Below are 19,604 nucleotides of genomic sequence, written 5' to 3'. Positions count from 1 at the left end.
GTAATTGATGGAGAAAATTGAAGGATTATCTATAGGGCTCGGTTTGGATACGTTAAAACTTGATAGCGGATTAACTGATTTGAAAGGAAAATTAAAATTAGTTAATAGCGAAATGAAAGCTAATCTTTCTGCATTTGATCGTAGTGATAAATCAGTAGGAAAATATGAAACTCGATTACAAGGCCTAAATAAGAAATTGGAAGTCCAAAAGGCCATCACTGATAAAGCAATGAAAAGCTATGAAAAAATGCGAAAAGAGCATGGTGAGGGTTCCAAACAAGCAGAAAATGCAGCTAAAAGCTATAACGATGAAGTAGCTTCTTTAAAAAATTTAGAACGGTATGTTGGTAGAGTTGGTGATGAATTAAAAAATCTCCAAAAGAAGCAAAAACTTGCAGAATCCGGTTGGGGCAGAATGAGCAAGCGATTAACTGTCTTTTCGGGTAAGTTGAATAGTACAGGGCAAGAAATGAATGAAGTTGGGCAAGGGATGACTAGCTCATTTGGTGTGGCAACAGCAGCTGTCGGAGGAGGTCTAGCCTTCGCAACAAAAAAGGCAATGGACTTTGAATCTCAGATTTCATCTATGAAGTCTGTTATGTCCCCCGAAGAAGCTGAAACGTTTGGTAAAGAGCTTGAAACCTTAGCCATAACCATGGGTGAGAAAACAAAGTATTCAGCTACCGAAGCAGCCCAAGGAATCGAAGAACTAGTCAAAGCCGGTGTATCTGTGAAAGATATATTAGACGGCGGCCTAAGTGGAGCCTTAAACCTTGCAACGGCTGGTGAATTAGAGCTTGCCGATGCTGCGGAAATTGCATCCACTGCATTAAATGCTTTTAAAGATGATAATATTTCCGTCACCCGGGCGGCTGATATTCTTGCAGGTACGGCCAATGCTTCAGCTACTGCGGTAGGTGAAATGAATTACGGATTGGCTGCCGTTTCAGCAGTTGCAAGTGGTGTGGGGCTCAACTTTGAAGAAACAAGCGCAACTCTTGGTGTATTTGCTCAAAACGGATTAAAGGGTAGCGACGCGGGAACGTCCATGAAAACCATGTTGCTAAACCTTTCCCCCCATACAAAGGCGGCACGGGAGCAGTTCGACGAATTAGGATTATCAGCTTATAACGTATCAGCTGGTTATAAGTACTTAGTTGATAAGGGAATCACCCCTACTGAGAGAAGTGTGGAAGGTATTCAAGAGGGCTTGAAATTATTAGCCAAACAAGAAGCCGGAGCAGCTGCATCAAAAGCGGACCTGAAAAAGGCCTATGACAGAGTGACGGAAGCATCAGGTTTGAATTCCAGCGCCTTCTACAATGAACAGGGCGAAATTAGATCCATGTCTGAAATTGCGGGTTTATTAAAGAAATCGATGTCAGGATTGAATGACGAACAACGACAAAATGCTTTAAATACCATGTTTGGTTCGGATGCTATCCGAGCAGGTAACATTCTCTACAAAGAAGGCGCTAAAGGCATAGACGGTATGACGACAGCCTTAAATAAGATAAAGGCATCAGATGTTGCCAAACAGAAGCTTGATAACCTAAAAGGTACCATAGAAGAATTAAAAGGTGCGTTAGAAACTGCTGGAATAAGCATTGGAACAGAACTCCTTCCACCACTGAGAGTGCTTGCTGAACATATTCAATCTAGTGTGGAGTGGTTCAACAATTTATCACCATCCATGAAACATACCGTTGCCATAGGTGGAGCGTTATCAGTTGTTGTCCTAGGTCTGGGAACTGCAGTTGGTGTTCTTCTATCTTTATTAGGTAGCGCGGCAACAGGAGTAAGTGTATTAACTGCAGGACTTGGAAAAGGTATTGGTATGTTCGGTAAATACCGCCTTCAAACAGCGCTGACTAGTACCTCTGTGACTAAGCTTGGTAATTCTGCATTAGTTGCTTCCACAAAAATGAATACAGCGAATGTTGCAATGGCAAAGTCCACAAAAGGAATGGGAGCTCTACGAGGTGGCGCTACAGCCGCAGGCGGGGCCATGACGATGTTTGGTGGTAAATGGGGATTGGTTGCAGGGGTTGCGACTACGTTTTTACCGGAAATATTAAAAGGAGGAAAAGCCGTTTTTGGATTTGGGAAGACCGCCCTTGCATCTGCTGGTGGAATAGGAACTCTTACAAAAGGGCTAGGTGCAGCACGTCTTGGTGCAGGAGCTTTGGGAGGACCAATCGGATTATTAGCTTCCGTAGCTATCCCTGAACTTATTACTGGTGGGGTAAAGCTATATAAACACCTTAAAGAAGAGCAGATCCCTGCATTAAATGATTTTGGCAATAAGGTTTCTGATTCAACAACAAAAGCTGTTTTAGGATACAAAAAGTTGAATGACGATGCTACTGTGCAATTAAACCTCATGTCTTCTTCAGGAAAAGCCGTTTCTCAAGATATGGCTGATAATTTGGTAGATACATTCAGTAAAATGGGTGGAACTATTAAAAATAGTTTGAAGAAGGACTTTGAAGATAGTAAGAAAAATATAGAAAGTGTATTTTCAGGCAGTGTTCTCACAGACAACTACCAAAAAGAATTGCTCGGAAAAATGGAAACAGCTAACAAGGAGAAACTTGCTAAAATTCAGCAGTACGAAGATAGAGTTAAAGAAATCACCGATCGAGCCGTTGAACAGAAAAGGGAAACTTCCCAATTTGAAAAAGCCGAAATTGCCGCCATAAATCAACAAATGAGGGATATGGCTGTAAAAACCTTGTCAAAAGGTCAAGTAGAACAACAAGCGATCATGGAGAAATTAAGAATTAACGCTAGTTCAATTACTGCAAGACAAGCTGCAAAAACTGTTGCTGACAGTAAGAAGGCTAAAGACGGGACCATTAAAGAAGCCAACGAAAAATATAATAAAGCAATTGCAGCCATTATTCGTGAACGTGACGAGACAGGCAGTATCAGTGCTGAAGAAGCTGATACATTAATCCGTGAGGCAAAACGTCAAAAGGAAGGTTCTATTAAGAAGGCTAATGAAATGCATAAAGGTGTTGTCAAAGCTTCTAAAAAACAAGCTAAAGAACACATCAGTGATGTGAACTGGGAAACGGGTGAGGTCCTTACTGGTTGGGATAAGATGGTTGGAGGAATTAAAAATTTCGTCGACTGGGTCAGGGATATATTCGGACAAAGTAAAACAAAAGATAAACCGTCATTAAAAAAGCCTAATAAAAGTGTCGCTAAAGATCCAGTACCCATGATGGCAAAAGGAACACCAAATGGCAGCCATCGTGGAGGCCTCGCTATTGTATCTGAAAAGGGTCGAGAATTAATACATGAACCGGGTAAAGGAACATATTTATCCGGAAGTAAAGGCGCTGAGCTTCGAAATTTAGCTCCTGGAACCACTGTTTTACCAAATCACCATACAGAAAAAGTTTTAAAACGTTATGGAATGCCTGGTTACGAAAAAGGAACCGGCAATTATTTTGATTGGATGTTCAAAGGGCCAAAATACCTTTTAGGTAAAGGATTTGAAAAATTCAATTTGAAAGACTCATTGATACCTAGTTGGATGAACAAATTAACAGGTAGTCCAATTAAATCATTTATAAATATGGGAACTGACTGGATTAAAGGATTAATGGAAAAGTTCCCATTAGGTGGCGGCGGGGAAGCTCCTAACATTACAGGCGGTGCTTCAGCTTGGCGAGGCCAAATTTTAAAGGCTGCTATGGCTATGAAAGAAAGCATAACCAGCTCTGAATTAAATGGTATTATCGCACAAATCCAAAGAGAATCAGGTGGGAATCAAAGTATAGTTCAAAGCCCATTAGTACGAGATATTAATACTTTATCAGGAAACCCCGCACGTGGATTGCTTCAGTACATCCCGCAAACGTTCAGGTCTTATGCAGTGAAAGGTCATAATAATATTTATTCTGGTTACGACCAACTATTAGCTTTCTTCAACAACAAAACATGGCGCAGAGACTTACCTTACGGAAAACGAGGCTGGGGTCCAAGAGGTGGTAGGAAATTTGAAACAGGGGGATTCGTCAAGAATGAGGGTCTCTATAATTTGGCTGAAGGTGGATGGCCTGAATGGGTTATTCCCACTGATCCAAGCCGGAGATCAGACGCGATGAAGCTTCTTGCTTTAGCTGGTAAAGACATACAAGGCAATAAACGACCAAACCAGCTGCCTAATATAAAGGGTGGAAGTAGCAACGATTACTCTGCCATTATCAATAAGCAAGATGAACAAATCAACCTAATGACACAACAAATCAAGCTATTAACACAGCTTGTCTTAAAGGATAACAATATCTATATTGGTTCCAAACAAATATTTGATGCAAACAAGAAAGAAAATGATAAGCAAGTTCGCGTTAGGAATATTTTCAAGGGGGTAGCAACCATATGACTTCAGTCATCTTCTGCGGAATTGACCTAGAAAAAGAAATAGGTTTAATAATTAATGAAATCAAGAGACCTGTTACCCCTGAAATCACCGAGACAACTCAAGACGTTCCTGGTATGGTTGGCAGCTTGTTTTTAGGCAATAACTACGGGCAGAGAGTTTTCGATATTGAAATAACCATCAAAGCTCAATCTGAATCGGAAAGAGTACAAAAAATTCATCGATTGGCCGAATTGGCAATGACGTTTGGTGATGGTGAATTCCCTATGAACTTCGGTGACGAATCAGATATAACTTTTTATGGGCATTTTACAAACGTAACCATCCCGGAACGGATTGAACGTACGCATTGGGCACAATGTACTTTAACTTTTGCTTGTAGTGATCCAAAGGGTTACGGGGAATATGAAAATCATGATATGCTTTCAAATCCAACAACAATTTCTCCGAATGGGACAGCAGAGTGCTATCCCATTTTTACTTGTTTGCCTAAAAAGGACGTTACTAAAATAGCCATTACTGATGAGGAAGGAAACTATGTGTATTTAGGGGCAGAGGTGGATCCTGACACAGGAGATTCACCAATAAACAAGGAACCACTTGTACTTCATGACCCTTGTAATACTTTGGCTACCTGGACTGAAATAACGAAAAGCAACTTAACCTTTGCCCTTGAAAATGGTATTCCGAGTGGTCAAATGAGGAGCACAGCGAATGCAATCAAGGTGGCCGTTGACGCTAATGGAGTTTCAAACTTTGGACCATCCACAAACGATTATAAATGGCATGGACCTGTACGACAACAATGGCTGCCAAATGCATACGGAGATTTTAGGTTACTCGTTAGAATGCACAATTATCAATATTATCCTCGCGCACGTGGAAAATGCGAGGTGTATCTATTGGATGAAAATGGGGCCAGAATGGGAAAAATCATGCTGAAAGACGTTGGCAATAGTGAAGAGGTCGAAGTCCATTTCCGGTTAGGAACGGCTAGTAATTTCAAAGACATTTATGCAGGCAAAGGGAAAGTGACCAAAGGGAAGAAAAGAACCAAAACTATAAAATTGGGTGCAGGAACAAAGAAAGTAACATCAAAAGGAAAAACAAAAACAGTTCAGCAATGGAAAACAGTGAAGCTTGACGAAGATTCATCAACAAGTACATTTACCGATTTCTATGGATATTTAAGACTACAGAAAATCGGAAACAAGTATCAAGTTTATATTCTAAAGCTTGATTCCGACTCTAATCCTCTATGGAATAAGCCAATCATTGTAAATTGGACGGATACAAAAAATCAATTTTCAAATAAGAAACTAGCTGGAATTGCTTTTTATACTGCAAAGATGGATATTACAGAGGATGCGGCAAATCCACCAAAAGCCTACAAGCGTAACAATATGGCCCTAACTGACGTGAAAGTTTGGAACATAATTGATGGCGGTAATAATTCTACAGAAGCACCGACCGTCATCGCCCATAAAGGTGATGAAATCAAGATTAATGCAGAAGATCGTACAGTTTACAAAAATGGTGCACCGTTTATGGAGAAATTTTATATCGGTTCTGATTTCCCGATTATGCAAGGTGGAATTCAAAAAGCATTTGCTTTTGAACCGGACCTTGACGAAGCAGATTGGTACTATGAGTATAGGCCGACCAAGAATTAGGAGGTGATAGCTTGTATACGATTTTAGATCCTGATTTAAATGTGTGTGGGGTCCTTGATTTAAACGGGAAAGGCTGCAAGTTTTATGATGATTTACGATCCGTGAAAATTGCTGATGACCAGGGGAAAATATGGTCAGATACCTTGCAAATCAGTGTCCCATACGGATATAGGGAAACGGAATTCATGACACAAGGCTATCACCTTCTAAAACAGGGCGATGATGGCTTTTTTTATTGCTATCGAATTATTGAATGGGAAGATGATGTAATTGGCCCAACTCACGTAAAGGCTGTTTATGCCATCAATCTGGTGGCCTGGAAACTTGTGCATAAGATTGTTCCGGCAAAGAAATTCAGTGCTGCAAGTAGCCAAACTGCATTTGAATATACTTTGCAAGGTACTGGAGTAGACATTGGTAATATGGACTTTTTTGGTGGAACGAAATCCCTTGAATTCTCTGCGGGCAATAATGCCCAATATTGGCTGGATCAGCTTACTAGCCAGTTAAGTGTTGAGATTCGTGGTTATGTCCAAGTGTATAACGGGAAAATTGTCCGGATTTTAATGGACATTGTGGAGGAGTTAGGGGAATCAACGGGAAATCGTCTGGAATATAGTCATGATCTGGTAGGGTTGAAACGTACAGGCAGTGACAATGAAATGTATACTAAATTATTTGTTTACGGCGGTACTAATAGCAAGAATGAACTCGTTACTATTGCAAGTGTCAATAATGGTCGTGAGTACATTGTGGATGAAGATGCTAATGACGTATTTAACAATGGCGGACCTTATTTGGAAGGATACATTGTTAATTATCAAATTCTCAATCCAAGTGGTTTAATGGACTGGGCAGAAGAACAAATGAAGAAATGGAATCACCCTAAATACAATTACGCTGTTGATGTTGCTCACCTCAGGGGAAAACCGAATTTGGGTGACCATATCCAAGTAGTGGATTTCTCTATGCAACCAGAACTGACGATTTCAGCCAGGACCATTCAATTAGATGAATCCGAGGCTAATCCACCAAACAATAAAGTCATCTTGGGAGAATTCATTGAAATTCTGGCTGTCACTCCACAGGTTATATGGGAATTACGAGCAAAAGCTTCGCAGGCAGAACAAGCTGCAGAGCAGGCTAAATCTTATAAGATTGAATATTTCACCCCAGATGGGACGGACTTTGCAGATGATAGTGAAAAACGAATTATTATCCGTGTTTACTATGGAATTGAGGAAATCACATCAAAAATCACAAAAGAAAAATTTATATGGGTAAAAATCAATTCTGATGGAAGTCACGACACCGTTTGGGAAAATGCACATAAAGGGATAGGGAATGTTCTTACTGTTGGGGCTGAGGTAGTTGGCAGCACTATCCGTTGTCAGGTCGACGATGGATTAAGTGATCCAATCCTTTTTGCTTCAGAAGAAGACGCAGCCTATTTCTGTACATTGCAAATGAATGCTCCATCTGGCTGGGACGATTTCACCAAAACCGTTGCTCAGTATGCACAGGTTGATAATGATCGTGGAGATATCTATTGGTCCCAGACATACACAGGTTCAAAAAATGGCACGGCTATTTCAAGTTATGTCGTAACCCGTACCGATTTAACCGGAGCAATCAAAGACCGAATGTGGGCAATCAATGGGGGGCATGGCTCTCACTTTGGAATTGAATATATAAATGGTCAGATGTGGATATGGTCTTATTATCGGGACAACAATAATAAATGGCATATTGTGAAATATAAATATCAGGCTAACAAAGTATTGAAATGGGGAGACAGCAGCATTGTCGATTTATTGAGTGTGCCTAGCGATTATAGAACAAACTTGGACGTGCGTAATGGGTACGTTCTTTTTGTCGCGGGAAAAGCCGATCCAATATTTTATGTTTGTAAAAAAAGTGATGTCCTAAATCATCAGTTCAAACCTATTTATACAGCCAAAGGCAGTGATATTAACTATTTTGGAACGGAGCAAACCTACCAATCAGCCTGTTTAGATTATCCTTATGTTTATTTTACAAGTGGGGGTTCAACAGGTGTTGACCAACGTTGTTTATATTGCTTTGACATTCGCTCAAAATCGCTGGTTTATCGAATCGTATACACGTTGGATAAAGGAACCATCAAGGAAATTAATGATCATAACGAACCAGAAACCATCAGCTATTACTATGATTCAAACAGCAAAAAGTGGCTTATTCAGGGATTTGCTTTTGGAAATGAAGATATTGAGTTAAACCAACGAACAAATCAACTATTTCGTATCAATGAGCATACGAGAGGTGAACCATCATGACAATTATGGGCAGTGTAGATATACCATTTACGAATTCGACAAAGGTTGCTAATGACGCAGTTGAGACTGCTGAGAATTCTAAAATTATAGCAAACGAAGCTAAAGCAGCAGCAACCACTGCACTGACATCAGCCAATGGTAAAAATACAAATTACTATGATGCGACGGAACCAGTAAACCCGAAAGGTGGTGATTTATGGTTTAAACCTAATGACGATGGTTCAGTTACGCCTTTACAATTTAACGGCACGACGTGGTTAAGTGTTACTGATGCAATTGCACAAGCAGCAAAGGATATAGTCGATAGTTGGACGGCACCAGATGGGACTAGCATGAATGGACAGAAAATTGATGGAGCCTCCATTAGTGAAGAAAAGATGAAATGGTCAACACATTTAATTTTCTAATTTGGGGAGGAAATGAGTATGTTAAAAAAATATATTAAAAATATAGTTGCTGGTGTTATCCTTAATGAATTTAAAGGTATCAGAGAAGACATGCATAGAGAATTTGCTAGTATTCAACATGATGTAACTTATCGAATGACTCAATTGAGAGAACTAGGTTCAGGAATCGGCGAAAGAAGAATTCAAACATCAGATTTGAATCTGGCATCGCATATGATTGATGGTTACACTGTTACGGATAACACTCCGTCAGCTGGTTTTGTAGCATGGGCGGATATAAATATTGTGTACAAAGGCGTCACTTATACCTTGGCAAATGGGAATACAAATAAGAAATACTTATGGTGGAAGTTCTCAGCATCTCCTAATACTGTGTTACAGGTGTCCGATACAAAACCAGTTTTAACGAATGATGATGTCCTAGTTGGTATCAATGAAGGTGGTAAATTTACAAGCACAATGACTGCCGGTAAGTTAACACCTGGTGGCGCTTTAATGGATGGGTCTGTCGGATCAAATGAATTAGGCTCAGGTGCGGTTATAACTTCTAAGATCGCAAATGGAGCAATTGGATCTACTCAAATGGGAGACGGAGCAATAACCGAGGTCAAATTAGGAGCCGGCGCGGTTACTCAAACAAAGATCGGTTCGGGTGCTGTAGGTAGTGCGCAAATCGGATCAGGGGCTGTCGTATCAGGTAAGATCGGTGCGAATGCAGTTGGAACAACTGAGATTGCAACCAATGCAGTTACTACCACTCAAATAGCTCCTAATGCAGTAACAGGGACTGAGATAGCTACAGGTGGAGTCACAGCAGGTAAGATTGCGGCGAATGCAGTAAACGATACGGCTATCGCTTCTGGAGCTGTAACCTCTGGTAAGATTGGAACTGGTGCGGTTGGAAGTACAGCTTTAGCATCAGGTGCAGTAACGTCAGGTAAGATTGCTAGTGGAGTTGTTGGATCAACCGAATTGGCAAACGGGGCTGTAACATCAGGTAAACTCGGAGCTGGTGCAGTTGGTTCTGGTAATATTGCCAATGGAGCAGTCGGAGGAGCACAACTAGGGGCAGGATCTATCGGTGAGGACAAGTTGAACTTGGCTACTCATTTTCTCTTCTAAAAAAGGAGTGATACATCATGAACGTACTTGACAATAGCCCGTCTACTGGTTACATATCGTGGACGGGTGTCAACATTAGTTATAAAGGTAAATCGTATAAAATAGCCGATGCGAATACTAATTTAGCTTACGTCTACTGGAAATTCAGCGATCCTCTTAGTTTTTACGGTTCGAATATATTTCCAACACTCGGTGCTGATGATTTACTTGTATTTGTTAATAAAAGTGGTACCCATTTAGTAGTCCCTAATACAACAATTTTAGATGGGTCTTTATTTGTACCAGGTAGTATACTCGCTAATGCATTAGCTGTAAACTCAGTAACCTCCGATAAAATATTAGCAGGCGCCATTTCAGCAGCAAAACTTGCAGTTGGAGCCGTCGGAGCTGACAAAATAGCCGCTGGTGCTGTTATTGCAGATAAGATAGCAGCAGGAGCCGTAGATGTTGGTAAACTGTCAGTAAAAGAATTATCAGCTATATCGTCAGACCTAGGTAATATCAAGGCTGGGGATATTCAAGGTGTTAATATCTCTGGTTCTACCCTAAAAGTAGCAAATGCTCCTATATGGGGTGATGGTACCACTTTTGTACAAATGAAGAATGGAGAAATATTCGTAACCGATAAAAATCCTGATATTGTATCACGAGCGAATGCTGACGATCTTCATATTACTGATGGGGCTATATGGATGGTCGGTTATGACGCTAATGATATTGGAAAATATGAATTAGATCTTGCACCAAAGTATATTCTGTTAACTGAGCTCAATAAAGATGGTAGCATCAGTCGTCAAACTAATATTAGGGCAGAGTTCTTTGAAAATCCTAAAATAACTACTAATGATTTAAACGTAAATGGTACTTCAAGACTTAATGGAATGGTAAATGTGGGCGGTTCTCTTATTGTTGACGGTCCAATACAGATGTTGAATAGTTATAGTAATGTCGACTTGAATAATAACCAACTTATTAATGTAGATCGACTAACTTTTGCTGATCCTGGTGGTAATGAGGGTATAGAATGGTTAGGCGGAAACGGTTGGAAGATATTTGAGTCTCCTGACGATGCTTCTAATGCTAAAGGAGCCTTGCAATTCTTCACAGGTAGTACGAGAAGATTTACAGTAGGTACCACAGGTAATATATATTTAACAGGTACCCGATGCATTATTCAAGGGACTGGTGGTAGTTTTGAAGCCGAAGGAAAACTGGTGTTACAGAATACAACAGCGGGAACAATATTAACCTTAGGTTCTGATGCCGCAGCTTCTCCCAATTATGTTCAATCAATAGACGTTTACAATCGTACTTATTCTCCTGCAGCCAATATGTATGTAACGTCGTCTGGGGTAATTGGTCGGACAACATCGGCTACTAAATATAAGTTAGAAATTGATGATTCGAAAGTGGACCCGTACAAGATATTAGACCTTAATCCTAAAACATGGTATGACAAAGCAGCTACGGAAGCATATGCCGATGCACTTACAAGGGAGCATGCTGGTGAGGTTGTTGATTGGACAGAACTTGATATTCCCCAATTAGAACGAGTTTCAGGCTTAATCGCTGAAGATGTTATAGCGGCAGGACTTCCGGAATATGCGACATACGAATTTAATGAAGATGGAACTCGCGAAGTAGAGGGGCTAATGTATGACCGCCTTTGGACTTTGCTTATTCCTGTTGTACGTGATCAGAAAAAGGAAATCACTTTACTAAAAGAACAAGTCAAGTTTCAAGATGAGAAGATATCCAACCTAGAATCACGACTAGCAGCTTTAGAAGCAAAAATAAATATATAGAGAGAATTTATTAAAGGGGGTCATGGACATTGGAGGAGATGGACATGCCACAAAGATTAGAAAATCACGAACAAAGGATCACTCAATTAGAATCTAATTACGGTATTGTCACTGAAAAAATTTCTAATATGGAGAAAATGCAGTTATCTACTCAAAACGTGGTACTTAAGGAATTTAGTTCAACTAAAGATATGCTTACAGAACAGAATAAACTTAATGCGACTTTACTTGAACAAATGTATGGCATTAAAACTGCGAAACTTACATCTAGAGCAGATGTGCTTAAAGCTGCCTTTGGAGCAGGCGGGATTGTTGGTGTAGTTTTAGGGACAGCATGGGGAGCAATTACTTATTTTATTTAGGAGGAAATCACTCATGGATAAAACAAAACAATATGTAGCAATGATAGGCGGTGCACTTGGTGCACTGCTTTTATTTTTTCAATCGCTAGGTTATCAGGTTGAATGGTTCAATGAGAACACAATCAACTCATTTATTAACTTCCTTACTGCTGCAGTGCCTCTTGGATTTGCGTTATATGGAGTATATAAGAATCAATATTTAGTGACTAAAAAAGCTCAAAAACAAGAAGAAGTCTTAAAAAAGAATGGATTAAAGTAAGCTGCCCATCGGGTGGCTTTTTATTATGAATTTAAATTAAAAGGAGACGATGGAAAATGACAGTAGCATTGCAAACGTTATTGGATCGTTCAGTGAAAAACATGGGTTCTGGTATGAATTCAGTGGTTAAAGCCTCAGCTTTAGAAATGATTAAGCGTGCCTATAAAGAAGGGATTTACGCACAAATCTGTGCAGGTTTTCGTTCAATGGAAGAACAGGCGGCTCTATACGGTCAAGGTCGTTTTTATAGCTACAAAGGTAAAAATTATAGCAGTCTGTCCAAGCCAAAAGTGACAAAGGCATTGCCAGGGCAATCTTTCCATAACTATGGTGTAGCAATTGACTATTTCCTTGTAAGTGATGACGGTAAAACTGCCTTGTGGACAATTAATGCTAAATGGAGACGGGTAGCTACTATTGGTAAAGAATTAGGATTTAAGTGGGGTGGAGATTGGTCAGGCTTTAAAGATTATCCTCACTTGGAAATGACGGGAGGGCTATCCTATTCACAGATGATGGCTGGTAAAAAACCAAGCCTTTCTTTGAAATTTAAGAATGACAATGAAACCATTGTTACAGTTCCTCCAAAGTCTGAGGTTGCCTCAGAGATTACTAAAGAGCCATCCAAGAACAAAGGGGACGAAACAATCAGGTCCATTCAAAAAACACTAAACAGCCGTTATGATGCTAATCTTGTTGTGGACGGAATTAATGGCCCTAAAACTCAATCTGCACTAATCAAAGCATTACAAACTGAGCTTAATAAGCAGTTTAATAAAAAACTAGTTGTGGACGGTAAATGGGGAGCTAAGACAAAGGCTGCCATTGTCACTGTCCAAAAAGGTGCAAAAGGCAATCTTACTTGGATCCTGCAGGCAACGCTTTATTTGGAAGGATATAGCCCTGGATCACTTGATTCTATATTCGGAAAAGGTACTGAAACAGCATTATTAAAATTCCAGAAAGCTAAAAAGATTACAGCAGATAAGAAGGCAGGCAAAGCTACTTTCACTGAATTGTTTGCTTCATAAGCATAAAAAAAAGTATTATGGATATAATCTGATATGTAACCCTCGTATTCCAGCTATGTCCTTCTTCTTAATCGGAGAAGGTATTTTTTTTACCTTCAATAAGAACACTAGTTCGTATATAATGATTTAAAAGGAGGTTTTCTGATGGGTACAATTCGTGATAGAGGGCTCGTTAAATGGCAAGCAGCATTAATTATGCCAGAACATAAAGCTGTAAATAAAAAAATAGGCGAGGTTGATTATTTCTTAAATAAAAAACCTATCCTTGATGAATACCTGGTTGAAGAGTTTGAAAACAATATTCACTATGCGATGGAATTCCATTTAACTATAAGATTTACATTACATAACGAGGGTAATCCACAAGAACTGCGAGGGTATTGTGTATACATACATCCCTTCACGAAAGAGTTACGTATTCAGAAGAAAGATAGTTCCTTTGTGAAAATTCGGTTTGACGAGGTTATTAGTGTAATAGTTGAGGATTAAAAAACCCTTCTATTTTGAGAATTTATTCATTGTTTATAAACGTATTTTTAAACAATGAATAATATAATGATAACAATTACTGGGAGGAGCGAGATGGGAAGCCATTTTAAAGAGGTCTTTGGTTCTGTGTTATCTACAATAGGGACCATTGAGTCGGCTATTGGAAGTACTCCATTTAAAAATTTGAGCAAAACACTAAGCTTTAATCTAAGGCTTCAAGGAAACGTCTTGCAAGCCACAGGAAATGGATTATCAGCTGATGGACAAGGAAATATTCTTTCGTTAGAATATATTGGTGATGTGATACAGGCCGTTGGTAATTCCACTGTAATTGAAGGTTTACTAATAAAATTTAAAGATCAGATTGATGAAAAGCTAATTATTACAGGCAATTGGTTGCAGGCATTAGGGAGTTTTGTAGGATTAACCGATGAATTTGAGGATAATACACCTTCTGGACGTTCGTATAATATTATTGGTGGATTTTTGCAAGGTATTGGAAACTCATTACAGGCTTTGGGCGGAACTTATCAGTTATCTAACGAAAATGATTCTGAAGCCCAATTTCTTGGTGTACTTGGCAGTTGGATTCAAGCTGTAGGTTCAGTGCTTTCATTAATTGGACAGATTAAGGAAGAAACACAAGAAATTCAGTTAGGCATAGATGAATAAATTAGACCACCCTCCACTGAGAGGTCTTTAGGTATAGTGATTATTCATTAGACAATCGAAAGTGATAATTATGTCCAATTGTGAACCATACGATAAAGTAAATTCTCAATGCCATTCTATTCCCTTCTCTAATAAGAGGGGGGATTTTTCATGTTTTGAAAGAACACCTGTTCATGTATAATGATGAAAAAGGAGGCTCTATGTATGGTTATAAAAAGATCGGGGGATGTTCAAATTGCAGCCCGCCATGGTATTACCGGAGCTGGCAGCATTGTGGAAAGAAGATGCAGATTATTATCGACAATCTAAGATGGTAATGGATGAATACCAAGTTGAAGAGTTTGAAAACAACATTCATTATGCAATGGAATATCATTTACCGATAAGATTTAGATTACATAAAGAGGGAAATTCACAAGAATTGCATGGTTATTGTGTGTACATTCATCCATTCACGAAAGAGTTACGTATTCAGAAGAAAGATAGCTCCTTTGAGAAGATACAATTCAATGAAATCATTGGTGTGATTGTAGAGGATTAAAAAAAGCCCTTCTCTTATGAGAAGGATTTTAATTTTTTATGCTGTATCTGATGTACCAATATTTACTACATTCCCGATTGTGCGTGCGTCAACCCACTTCCGATTCAGAGAGAGAAATTCATTATATAATGAAGGATAAGTTAATTTTAAATCTCCAATCGGCTCTTCTAGTTTCATATTTTTTACATTGCTCCAAGAAGTTTTATGAGTTCTTACATAGCTTGTCCTATCTAAACCTAAATTAAATATTTGTTCTGATTCAAGCATCTTGTCAAAGTCCGGATCAGGTGTAACGTTGTTCATTGTGGAGATTGGTAGAACCTCATAATCAATTTTAAAAGGGGAGTCATATGTATTTTCAAATCCAATTACAAGGACTGGACGGCTTTTAACCTCCATCCTTCCAGTCCTTGCATTAAAATATTTTTCCAGGCATTTGCAAATTTTACCTAAATTATCTCTTGGATCGACCAACCTTAATGCACCTCACACTCATTCGAATAATCAACACCAAGTGTGGTGCTGTCTTTGACTATATCCTCTTTTTTAATAATTCGATTGCCACGATCATATTCTCCAAGTCTATGTCTAGAAATCTTATAAGCTTCTTCATCATGGCTCATATTGCTTAATACTTCTGCTGGGTATACTCCATACTCAAATATGGTTTCCCTAATTGAATATTCTTCTTCCAGTGAAAGCTCAACTTCTTCCGGCAAATGAGCAAAAGAAGACCTAACCTTTCTATTGACCGGTCCATGTCTCCAACCTTCAAAATCATCGTTGAAAAGCCATGTTCCGAAATTCTCAAAGTGTTTCTTTTGAGAATAATATAGTAATTTGTGCATTTTCATTTCTGTTAAATCATCCATTTGGAGAATTTTTGTATATAAGCTTTTAATTGAGGCTGCGATATCTAAAATATCTTTAACCAACAAAAGCACCTCCGTTCTATTTATCATCATCATATTACTAATATTTGCCACATGCAACATATTTAAACTAAATTCTTAATCATTTCCTCTTTTATTAACTTATAACGCTAAAGTCATCACTAGAACTTTTTTCGTCCTTATAAGTGAAACTCCCTCCATAATTAAAAGCCCTTCTCCAAATTGAGAGGGGCTTATTGTTGTTTACAAAGCTAATTCAAAATGTAGATCTAACCTTCTTAACTAACTCCGTAATATCAATATCCTCGTTATAAATTACCTCATCTATTCTGAAATCATCACTGGCAGCAAACTTTATTTTAATCTGCTGAATCCATTCGTAGGCCGTAATAGCTGCCGTCCAGTCAGGATCCTTTTTAAAATCTGAATTACTAACAGGGAAGCTTCCACTTTGTAAGAACTTTGTTCCTTTTGAATGTAAGTAAACTTTGATATTTATGTTCATTCTTACTACCTCAAAGAAGGATCATACCAACGTTCACCAATGATCATATTCTCACCTTTTTTTGTATAAGTGAATTTTGCTACGTTTTTACCCTCTAAATGATAAGGTACTTCCCAGAACACAACTAATTCACTAATGTCGCCTTCTTTAGCGAGATTAGCTGCTAAATCATCACTATACATTTCAAGTAAAGTTTTAGTCCTCTTTGCATTGTTCTTAGCATCCCATTTCAGATGTGGTAAAACTATATAACTCCCGTCATTAAGTCCTAAGTTCTCATTAACGTCTAATTCTTTAACCTTGGTAAAGTTATAATTTATAATCCCTTTTGCCTTTTCTTCAATTTCTTCTTCCCGAGTTAATTCCACATTCTTCTCATTTACCTCTGAAGTTTCTACTGTTGTTTCTTGAGTATCATTTGAAGATAATAATCCAATTTCAATTTTAGTGTCTAATACTTCTTCCTCATTAAACATTAAGGTAACAGTAGCGTCACTTTCAACCCCGCCTTCTCCATCAAACTCATATTCAATAAAAGTTCCATCATCATTAGAGCTTTTTTCTTTACCGCCAACTATTTTTTTGACCTCATCAAGAGTCATTCCACTTTCGATTTTGTTATATTCCACCTTATTAATTGTTGCCGTTTCTTCGCTCCCACAGGCTGTGAGGAGCATTGCTGCAAATCCAACACAAAGTACCTTTTTCATTCTTCATCCTCCTCATACAAATCATCGACCTTTACACCTAATAATTTAGCCAACTTAAATAAATCTGGTGCTTTAGGATATGCCTTTCCAGTGCACCAATTGGATAGGGTATTATCTGAGATGTCACCCATGTAACTTCTTATATATCTCCGGTTGTAGGGAGATTTCTTTATTACATCGCCAATCCTACTTTTAATCATTTTTATCACCTAATGTATATCATTCTACAACAGTCATTATGAATCCTTTACAAATAAAAGTAATGGAAATTTACAAATAATATTTGTGAGACAAGCATTATTGGGCGGAGGTCGGAATATTCTAAAGTATATTCTTCCACAGACAGAGAAACGGAACATTAAAAACGATGGTTCAAGATGCACCAGAGCTTAATTTCATCAACTTCACATTAATTCCAAACAACTACAACTATTTACTCCGTAAATAATAAGGATGGTGACGAAATGATTCTAGAAATCGCAAGCACTTTGGCGTTCGGTGGTCTGGCTGGTTATTCTTACGTAAAATCAAACGGCAACAAACCTGTAAAAAGTGACTCAGATAAGATTTTAAAAATATTCAATAATGCTGGATTAAACAAAGGTGGCGAAACAATCCGGATCATCAGAAAAGAAGAAATTGATAACGGCATGATGTATGTATTCCAAATTCCATTAGGTTTAGGGTCAGAGGATATTTTTAGAAAAAAAAGCATAATCGAGGATGGATTGAACACTAGGAGTCGAGACTCGGAAATTCACTTCAAGGATATTAAAAAACTTAGAGATTTGAAATGGGATACAACGATTATTAAGCAGATGAAAAAGATATTCACTAAAACCAAAATGATAAATAAAGAGATCGAAATCAAATATGACGGTATGTTAAAGGTAAAGGTGTTTGAAGGCCCAATGGATGAAAAGATTCCCTGGAATAAAGAAATGTTGGAGCCTGGGACTTGGAAAGTACTTATAGGAAAGAAACGTACCGATTTAATTTATCACGACTTCGATAAAACAAAGCATTTAATTATAGCTGGCGTTCCTGGGTCTGGGAAAAGTGTAGTCATGAAATTGATCATAACCAGCTTGATATTGTCACAACCTAATAACGTTACATTTTCATTGATTGATTTAAAAGGTGGGCCGGCTTTCGCCAGGTTCAAAGATTGCAAGCAAGTTGAAAACTTTGCAATCGATAATGAAGGAGCTATGGAGGTATTAAAGAAGGTTGAAGAAGATATGGAAAGAGTTTACCGGGATGTATTAGTCGCTAAAGGTTACGAAGATATAACCGAAGCAGGGATAAAAGAAAGGCACTTTCTGGTTATAGACGAGGCAGCGGACCTGGCCGGTGATGGAAAGGCCGTGGAGATATTAACAAATATCGTTCGCAAAGGCAGGGGGTCCGGTCATTACGTGGTTTATGCAACGCAATATCCAACGGTCCAAACGGTTGCTAGTCAGATAAAAAGAAACATACCGGCTCGCTTAACTTACGTCTTGGACAGTACCATTGCTTCGAATGCGGTTCTAGATACCAATGGAGCTGAAGATTTGCCGGACGACATACCTGGAAGAGGGATTTACAAAGTAGCTAAAATGAATCATTTCCAAACGATTTTGATTAAAAACACTGAAATAGATAAACAGATTGCGCCTTATATAAATATCAGACCAAGGAAGGAAGAGGAATATGCAAAAACGGATATTGAAGGAACAAAGAACGGAAAGCATTCTTTGGAGTTTAAAACGCTTTGATTATTTAACGCAAGCTCAAATTCAAGTCATTCACGACTTGAAAGGTGAAAGAAACGCAAATCGAATACTGAATGGAATGTCCGCCTATATATGTTCTTTTCGAAATGGGTTGGAAAAAGTTTATTACTTGAATAAAAATGGCCGGGAATATATGGATCATAATATAATCCGTAAGAAAACAGCAAATGCAGATCACTTTATAACACGTAATCAATTATGGATATATCTTAGACGTCCGAAGGAATGGCAAAATGAAGTTCAAATAAAGGCAGGGGATATTTCCATTGTGTGCGATGCTAAAACGTCACAGAATGGAATTCCTGTATTTATCGAAGTCGACATATCACAACCAATGCAAGTTAATAAGGCAAAGATACAAAAATACAAAAAGCTTCAACAGATATCTAAGGATCCCTTTTATGTAGTATGGGTGACGAAATTCCCGGGTCGAAAGAAAAAATTAATGGAATTATCAGCTGGGTTGAAAGGTCATGTCTATACTGTGGAGGAAATCATATGACATTCCTATTCGGAACATTATTCAGAATCAGTGTAATTGCACCGGTTACTTTGCTATCTGTCATTTTCCTTTTCAGCATTATGATCATTTTCAAACCCACCCGTTGGTATTGTGTAGGCACATTGTTTGCTTTCTTATTCGTATAAA

General features: G+C 38.5%; 20 protein-coding genes. 15 read left to right on the top strand and 5 right to left on the bottom strand.

Features of this window, described 5'->3' with window-relative positions; all coding sequences use genetic code 11:
- The first annotated feature begins 7 nt into the window (after positions 1-7).
- The 12 genes from ACQKFG_RS15205 to ACQKFG_RS15150 all read left to right on the top strand — a co-directional run bounded on the left by ACQKFG_RS15205 (position 8) and on the right by ACQKFG_RS15150 (position 15,069).
- The gene (locus ACQKFG_RS15205; protein WP_427560262.1) at positions 8-4,396 is read left to right on the top strand and encodes a phage tail tape measure protein; all 4,389 of its coding nucleotides are present in this window, start codon (positions 8-10) and stop codon (positions 4,394-4,396) included.
- Entirely contained in the window at positions 4,393-6,066 is a 1,674-nt protein-coding gene (locus tag ACQKFG_RS15200) for a distal tail protein Dit (protein WP_427560259.1), read from the top strand. Before ACQKFG_RS15205 ends, ACQKFG_RS15200 begins: the two co-directional genes overlap by 4 nt.
- A gap of 11 nt (positions 6,067-6,077) precedes the next feature.
- Positions 6,078-8,381 carry a phage tail spike protein gene (locus tag ACQKFG_RS15195; RefSeq protein WP_427560256.1) on the top strand — a complete coding sequence of 768 codons (2,304 nt, stop codon included), beginning with the start codon at positions 6,078-6,080 and terminating at the stop codon, positions 8,379-8,381.
- Positions 8,378-8,788: a hypothetical protein gene (locus tag ACQKFG_RS15190; protein ID WP_427560253.1), complete on the top strand. Its 411-nt coding sequence runs from the start codon at positions 8,378-8,380 to the stop codon at positions 8,786-8,788. Before ACQKFG_RS15195 ends, ACQKFG_RS15190 begins: the two co-directional genes overlap by 4 nt.
- A gap of 135 nt (positions 8,789-8,923) precedes the next feature.
- On the top strand, positions 8,924-9,910 hold the full coding sequence (locus ACQKFG_RS15185; protein WP_427560251.1) for a hypothetical protein: 987 nt from the start codon (positions 8,924-8,926) through the stop codon (positions 9,908-9,910).
- Positions 9,911-9,927: 17 nt separating this feature from the next.
- On the top strand, positions 9,928-11,715 hold the full coding sequence (locus ACQKFG_RS15180; protein WP_427560248.1) for a hypothetical protein: 1,788 nt from the start codon (positions 9,928-9,930) through the stop codon (positions 11,713-11,715).
- A gap of 29 nt (positions 11,716-11,744) precedes the next feature.
- Complete coding sequence (locus ACQKFG_RS15175) at positions 11,745-12,077, top strand: hypothetical protein (RefSeq protein WP_258833390.1); 333 nt, start codon at positions 11,745-11,747, stop codon at positions 12,075-12,077.
- 13 nt (positions 12,078-12,090) lie between these two features.
- Positions 12,091-12,336 (top strand): phage holin, encoded by a 246-nt coding sequence (locus tag ACQKFG_RS15170; RefSeq protein ID WP_098175300.1) that lies wholly within the window; start codon positions 12,091-12,093, stop codon positions 12,334-12,336.
- Between the two features lie 56 nt (positions 12,337-12,392).
- The gene (locus ACQKFG_RS15165) at positions 12,393-13,367 is read left to right on the top strand and encodes a peptidoglycan-binding protein (RefSeq protein WP_427560243.1); all 975 of its coding nucleotides are present in this window, start codon (positions 12,393-12,395) and stop codon (positions 13,365-13,367) included.
- 144 nt (positions 13,368-13,511) lie between these two features.
- Entirely contained in the window at positions 13,512-13,856 is a 345-nt protein-coding gene (locus ACQKFG_RS15160) for a YolD-like family protein (RefSeq protein ID WP_427560240.1), read from the top strand.
- A gap of 93 nt (positions 13,857-13,949) precedes the next feature.
- Entirely contained in the window at positions 13,950-14,528 is a 579-nt protein-coding gene (locus tag ACQKFG_RS15155) for a DUF6944 family repetitive protein (protein ID WP_427560237.1), read from the top strand.
- A gap of 235 nt (positions 14,529-14,763) precedes the next feature.
- Positions 14,764-15,069, top strand: coding sequence for a YolD-like family protein (locus ACQKFG_RS15150; RefSeq protein WP_427560235.1), 306 nt, complete (start codon positions 14,764-14,766; stop codon positions 15,067-15,069).
- 36 nt (positions 15,070-15,105) lie between these two features.
- On the opposite strand, the gene ACQKFG_RS15145 is transcribed toward ACQKFG_RS15150, so the two are convergent.
- The 5 genes from ACQKFG_RS15145 to ACQKFG_RS15125 form a co-directional block, all read right to left on the bottom strand.
- Positions 15,106-15,543, bottom strand: coding sequence for a hypothetical protein (locus tag ACQKFG_RS15145; protein ID WP_427560232.1), 438 nt, complete (start codon positions 15,541-15,543; stop codon positions 15,106-15,108).
- Positions 15,544-15,545: 2 nt separating this feature from the next.
- Positions 15,546-16,013 (bottom strand): Panacea domain-containing protein, encoded by a 468-nt coding sequence (locus tag ACQKFG_RS15140; protein WP_427560797.1) that lies wholly within the window; start codon positions 16,011-16,013, stop codon positions 15,546-15,548.
- 205 nt (positions 16,014-16,218) lie between these two features.
- Positions 16,219-16,467, bottom strand: coding sequence for a hypothetical protein (locus ACQKFG_RS15135; RefSeq protein ID WP_427560229.1), 249 nt, complete (start codon positions 16,465-16,467; stop codon positions 16,219-16,221).
- Between the two features lie 5 nt (positions 16,468-16,472).
- Positions 16,473-17,177: a hypothetical protein gene (locus ACQKFG_RS15130; RefSeq protein ID WP_427560226.1), complete on the bottom strand. Its 705-nt coding sequence runs from the start codon at positions 17,175-17,177 to the stop codon at positions 16,473-16,475.
- On the bottom strand, positions 17,174-17,377 hold the full coding sequence (locus tag ACQKFG_RS15125; protein ID WP_427560223.1) for a helix-turn-helix transcriptional regulator: 204 nt from the start codon (positions 17,375-17,377) through the stop codon (positions 17,174-17,176). Before ACQKFG_RS15125 ends, ACQKFG_RS15130 begins: the two co-directional genes overlap by 4 nt.
- Positions 17,378-17,641: 264 nt before the next feature.
- On the opposite strand from ACQKFG_RS15125, the gene ACQKFG_RS15120 reads away from it, so the two are divergent.
- From ACQKFG_RS15120 to ACQKFG_RS15110, 3 genes are read left to right on the top strand one after another with little or no spacing between them, the layout of a single operon-like run.
- On the top strand, positions 17,642-18,937 hold the full coding sequence (locus ACQKFG_RS15120) for an FtsK/SpoIIIE domain-containing protein (protein ID WP_427560220.1): 1,296 nt from the start codon (positions 17,642-17,644) through the stop codon (positions 18,935-18,937).
- The gene (locus tag ACQKFG_RS15115; protein ID WP_427560218.1) at positions 18,873-19,457 is read left to right on the top strand and encodes a replication-relaxation family protein; all 585 of its coding nucleotides are present in this window, start codon (positions 18,873-18,875) and stop codon (positions 19,455-19,457) included. The genes ACQKFG_RS15120 and ACQKFG_RS15115 overlap by 65 nt, the downstream gene beginning before the upstream one ends.
- The gene (locus ACQKFG_RS15110) at positions 19,454-19,603 is read left to right on the top strand and encodes a hypothetical protein (protein WP_427560215.1); all 150 of its coding nucleotides are present in this window, start codon (positions 19,454-19,456) and stop codon (positions 19,601-19,603) included. The genes ACQKFG_RS15115 and ACQKFG_RS15110 overlap by 4 nt, the downstream gene beginning before the upstream one ends.
- Position 19,604: the final 1 nt, after the last annotated feature.

The organism is Peribacillus sp. NPDC076916 (genome assembly GCF_050269675.1).
In the GTDB taxonomy this organism is placed as follows: Bacteria; Bacillota; Bacilli; order Bacillales; family DSM-1321; genus Peribacillus; species Peribacillus aracenensis.
The sequence above is the reverse complement of the archived record's forward strand: the minus strand, read 5'-3'. Positions and strand labels throughout refer to the sequence as shown.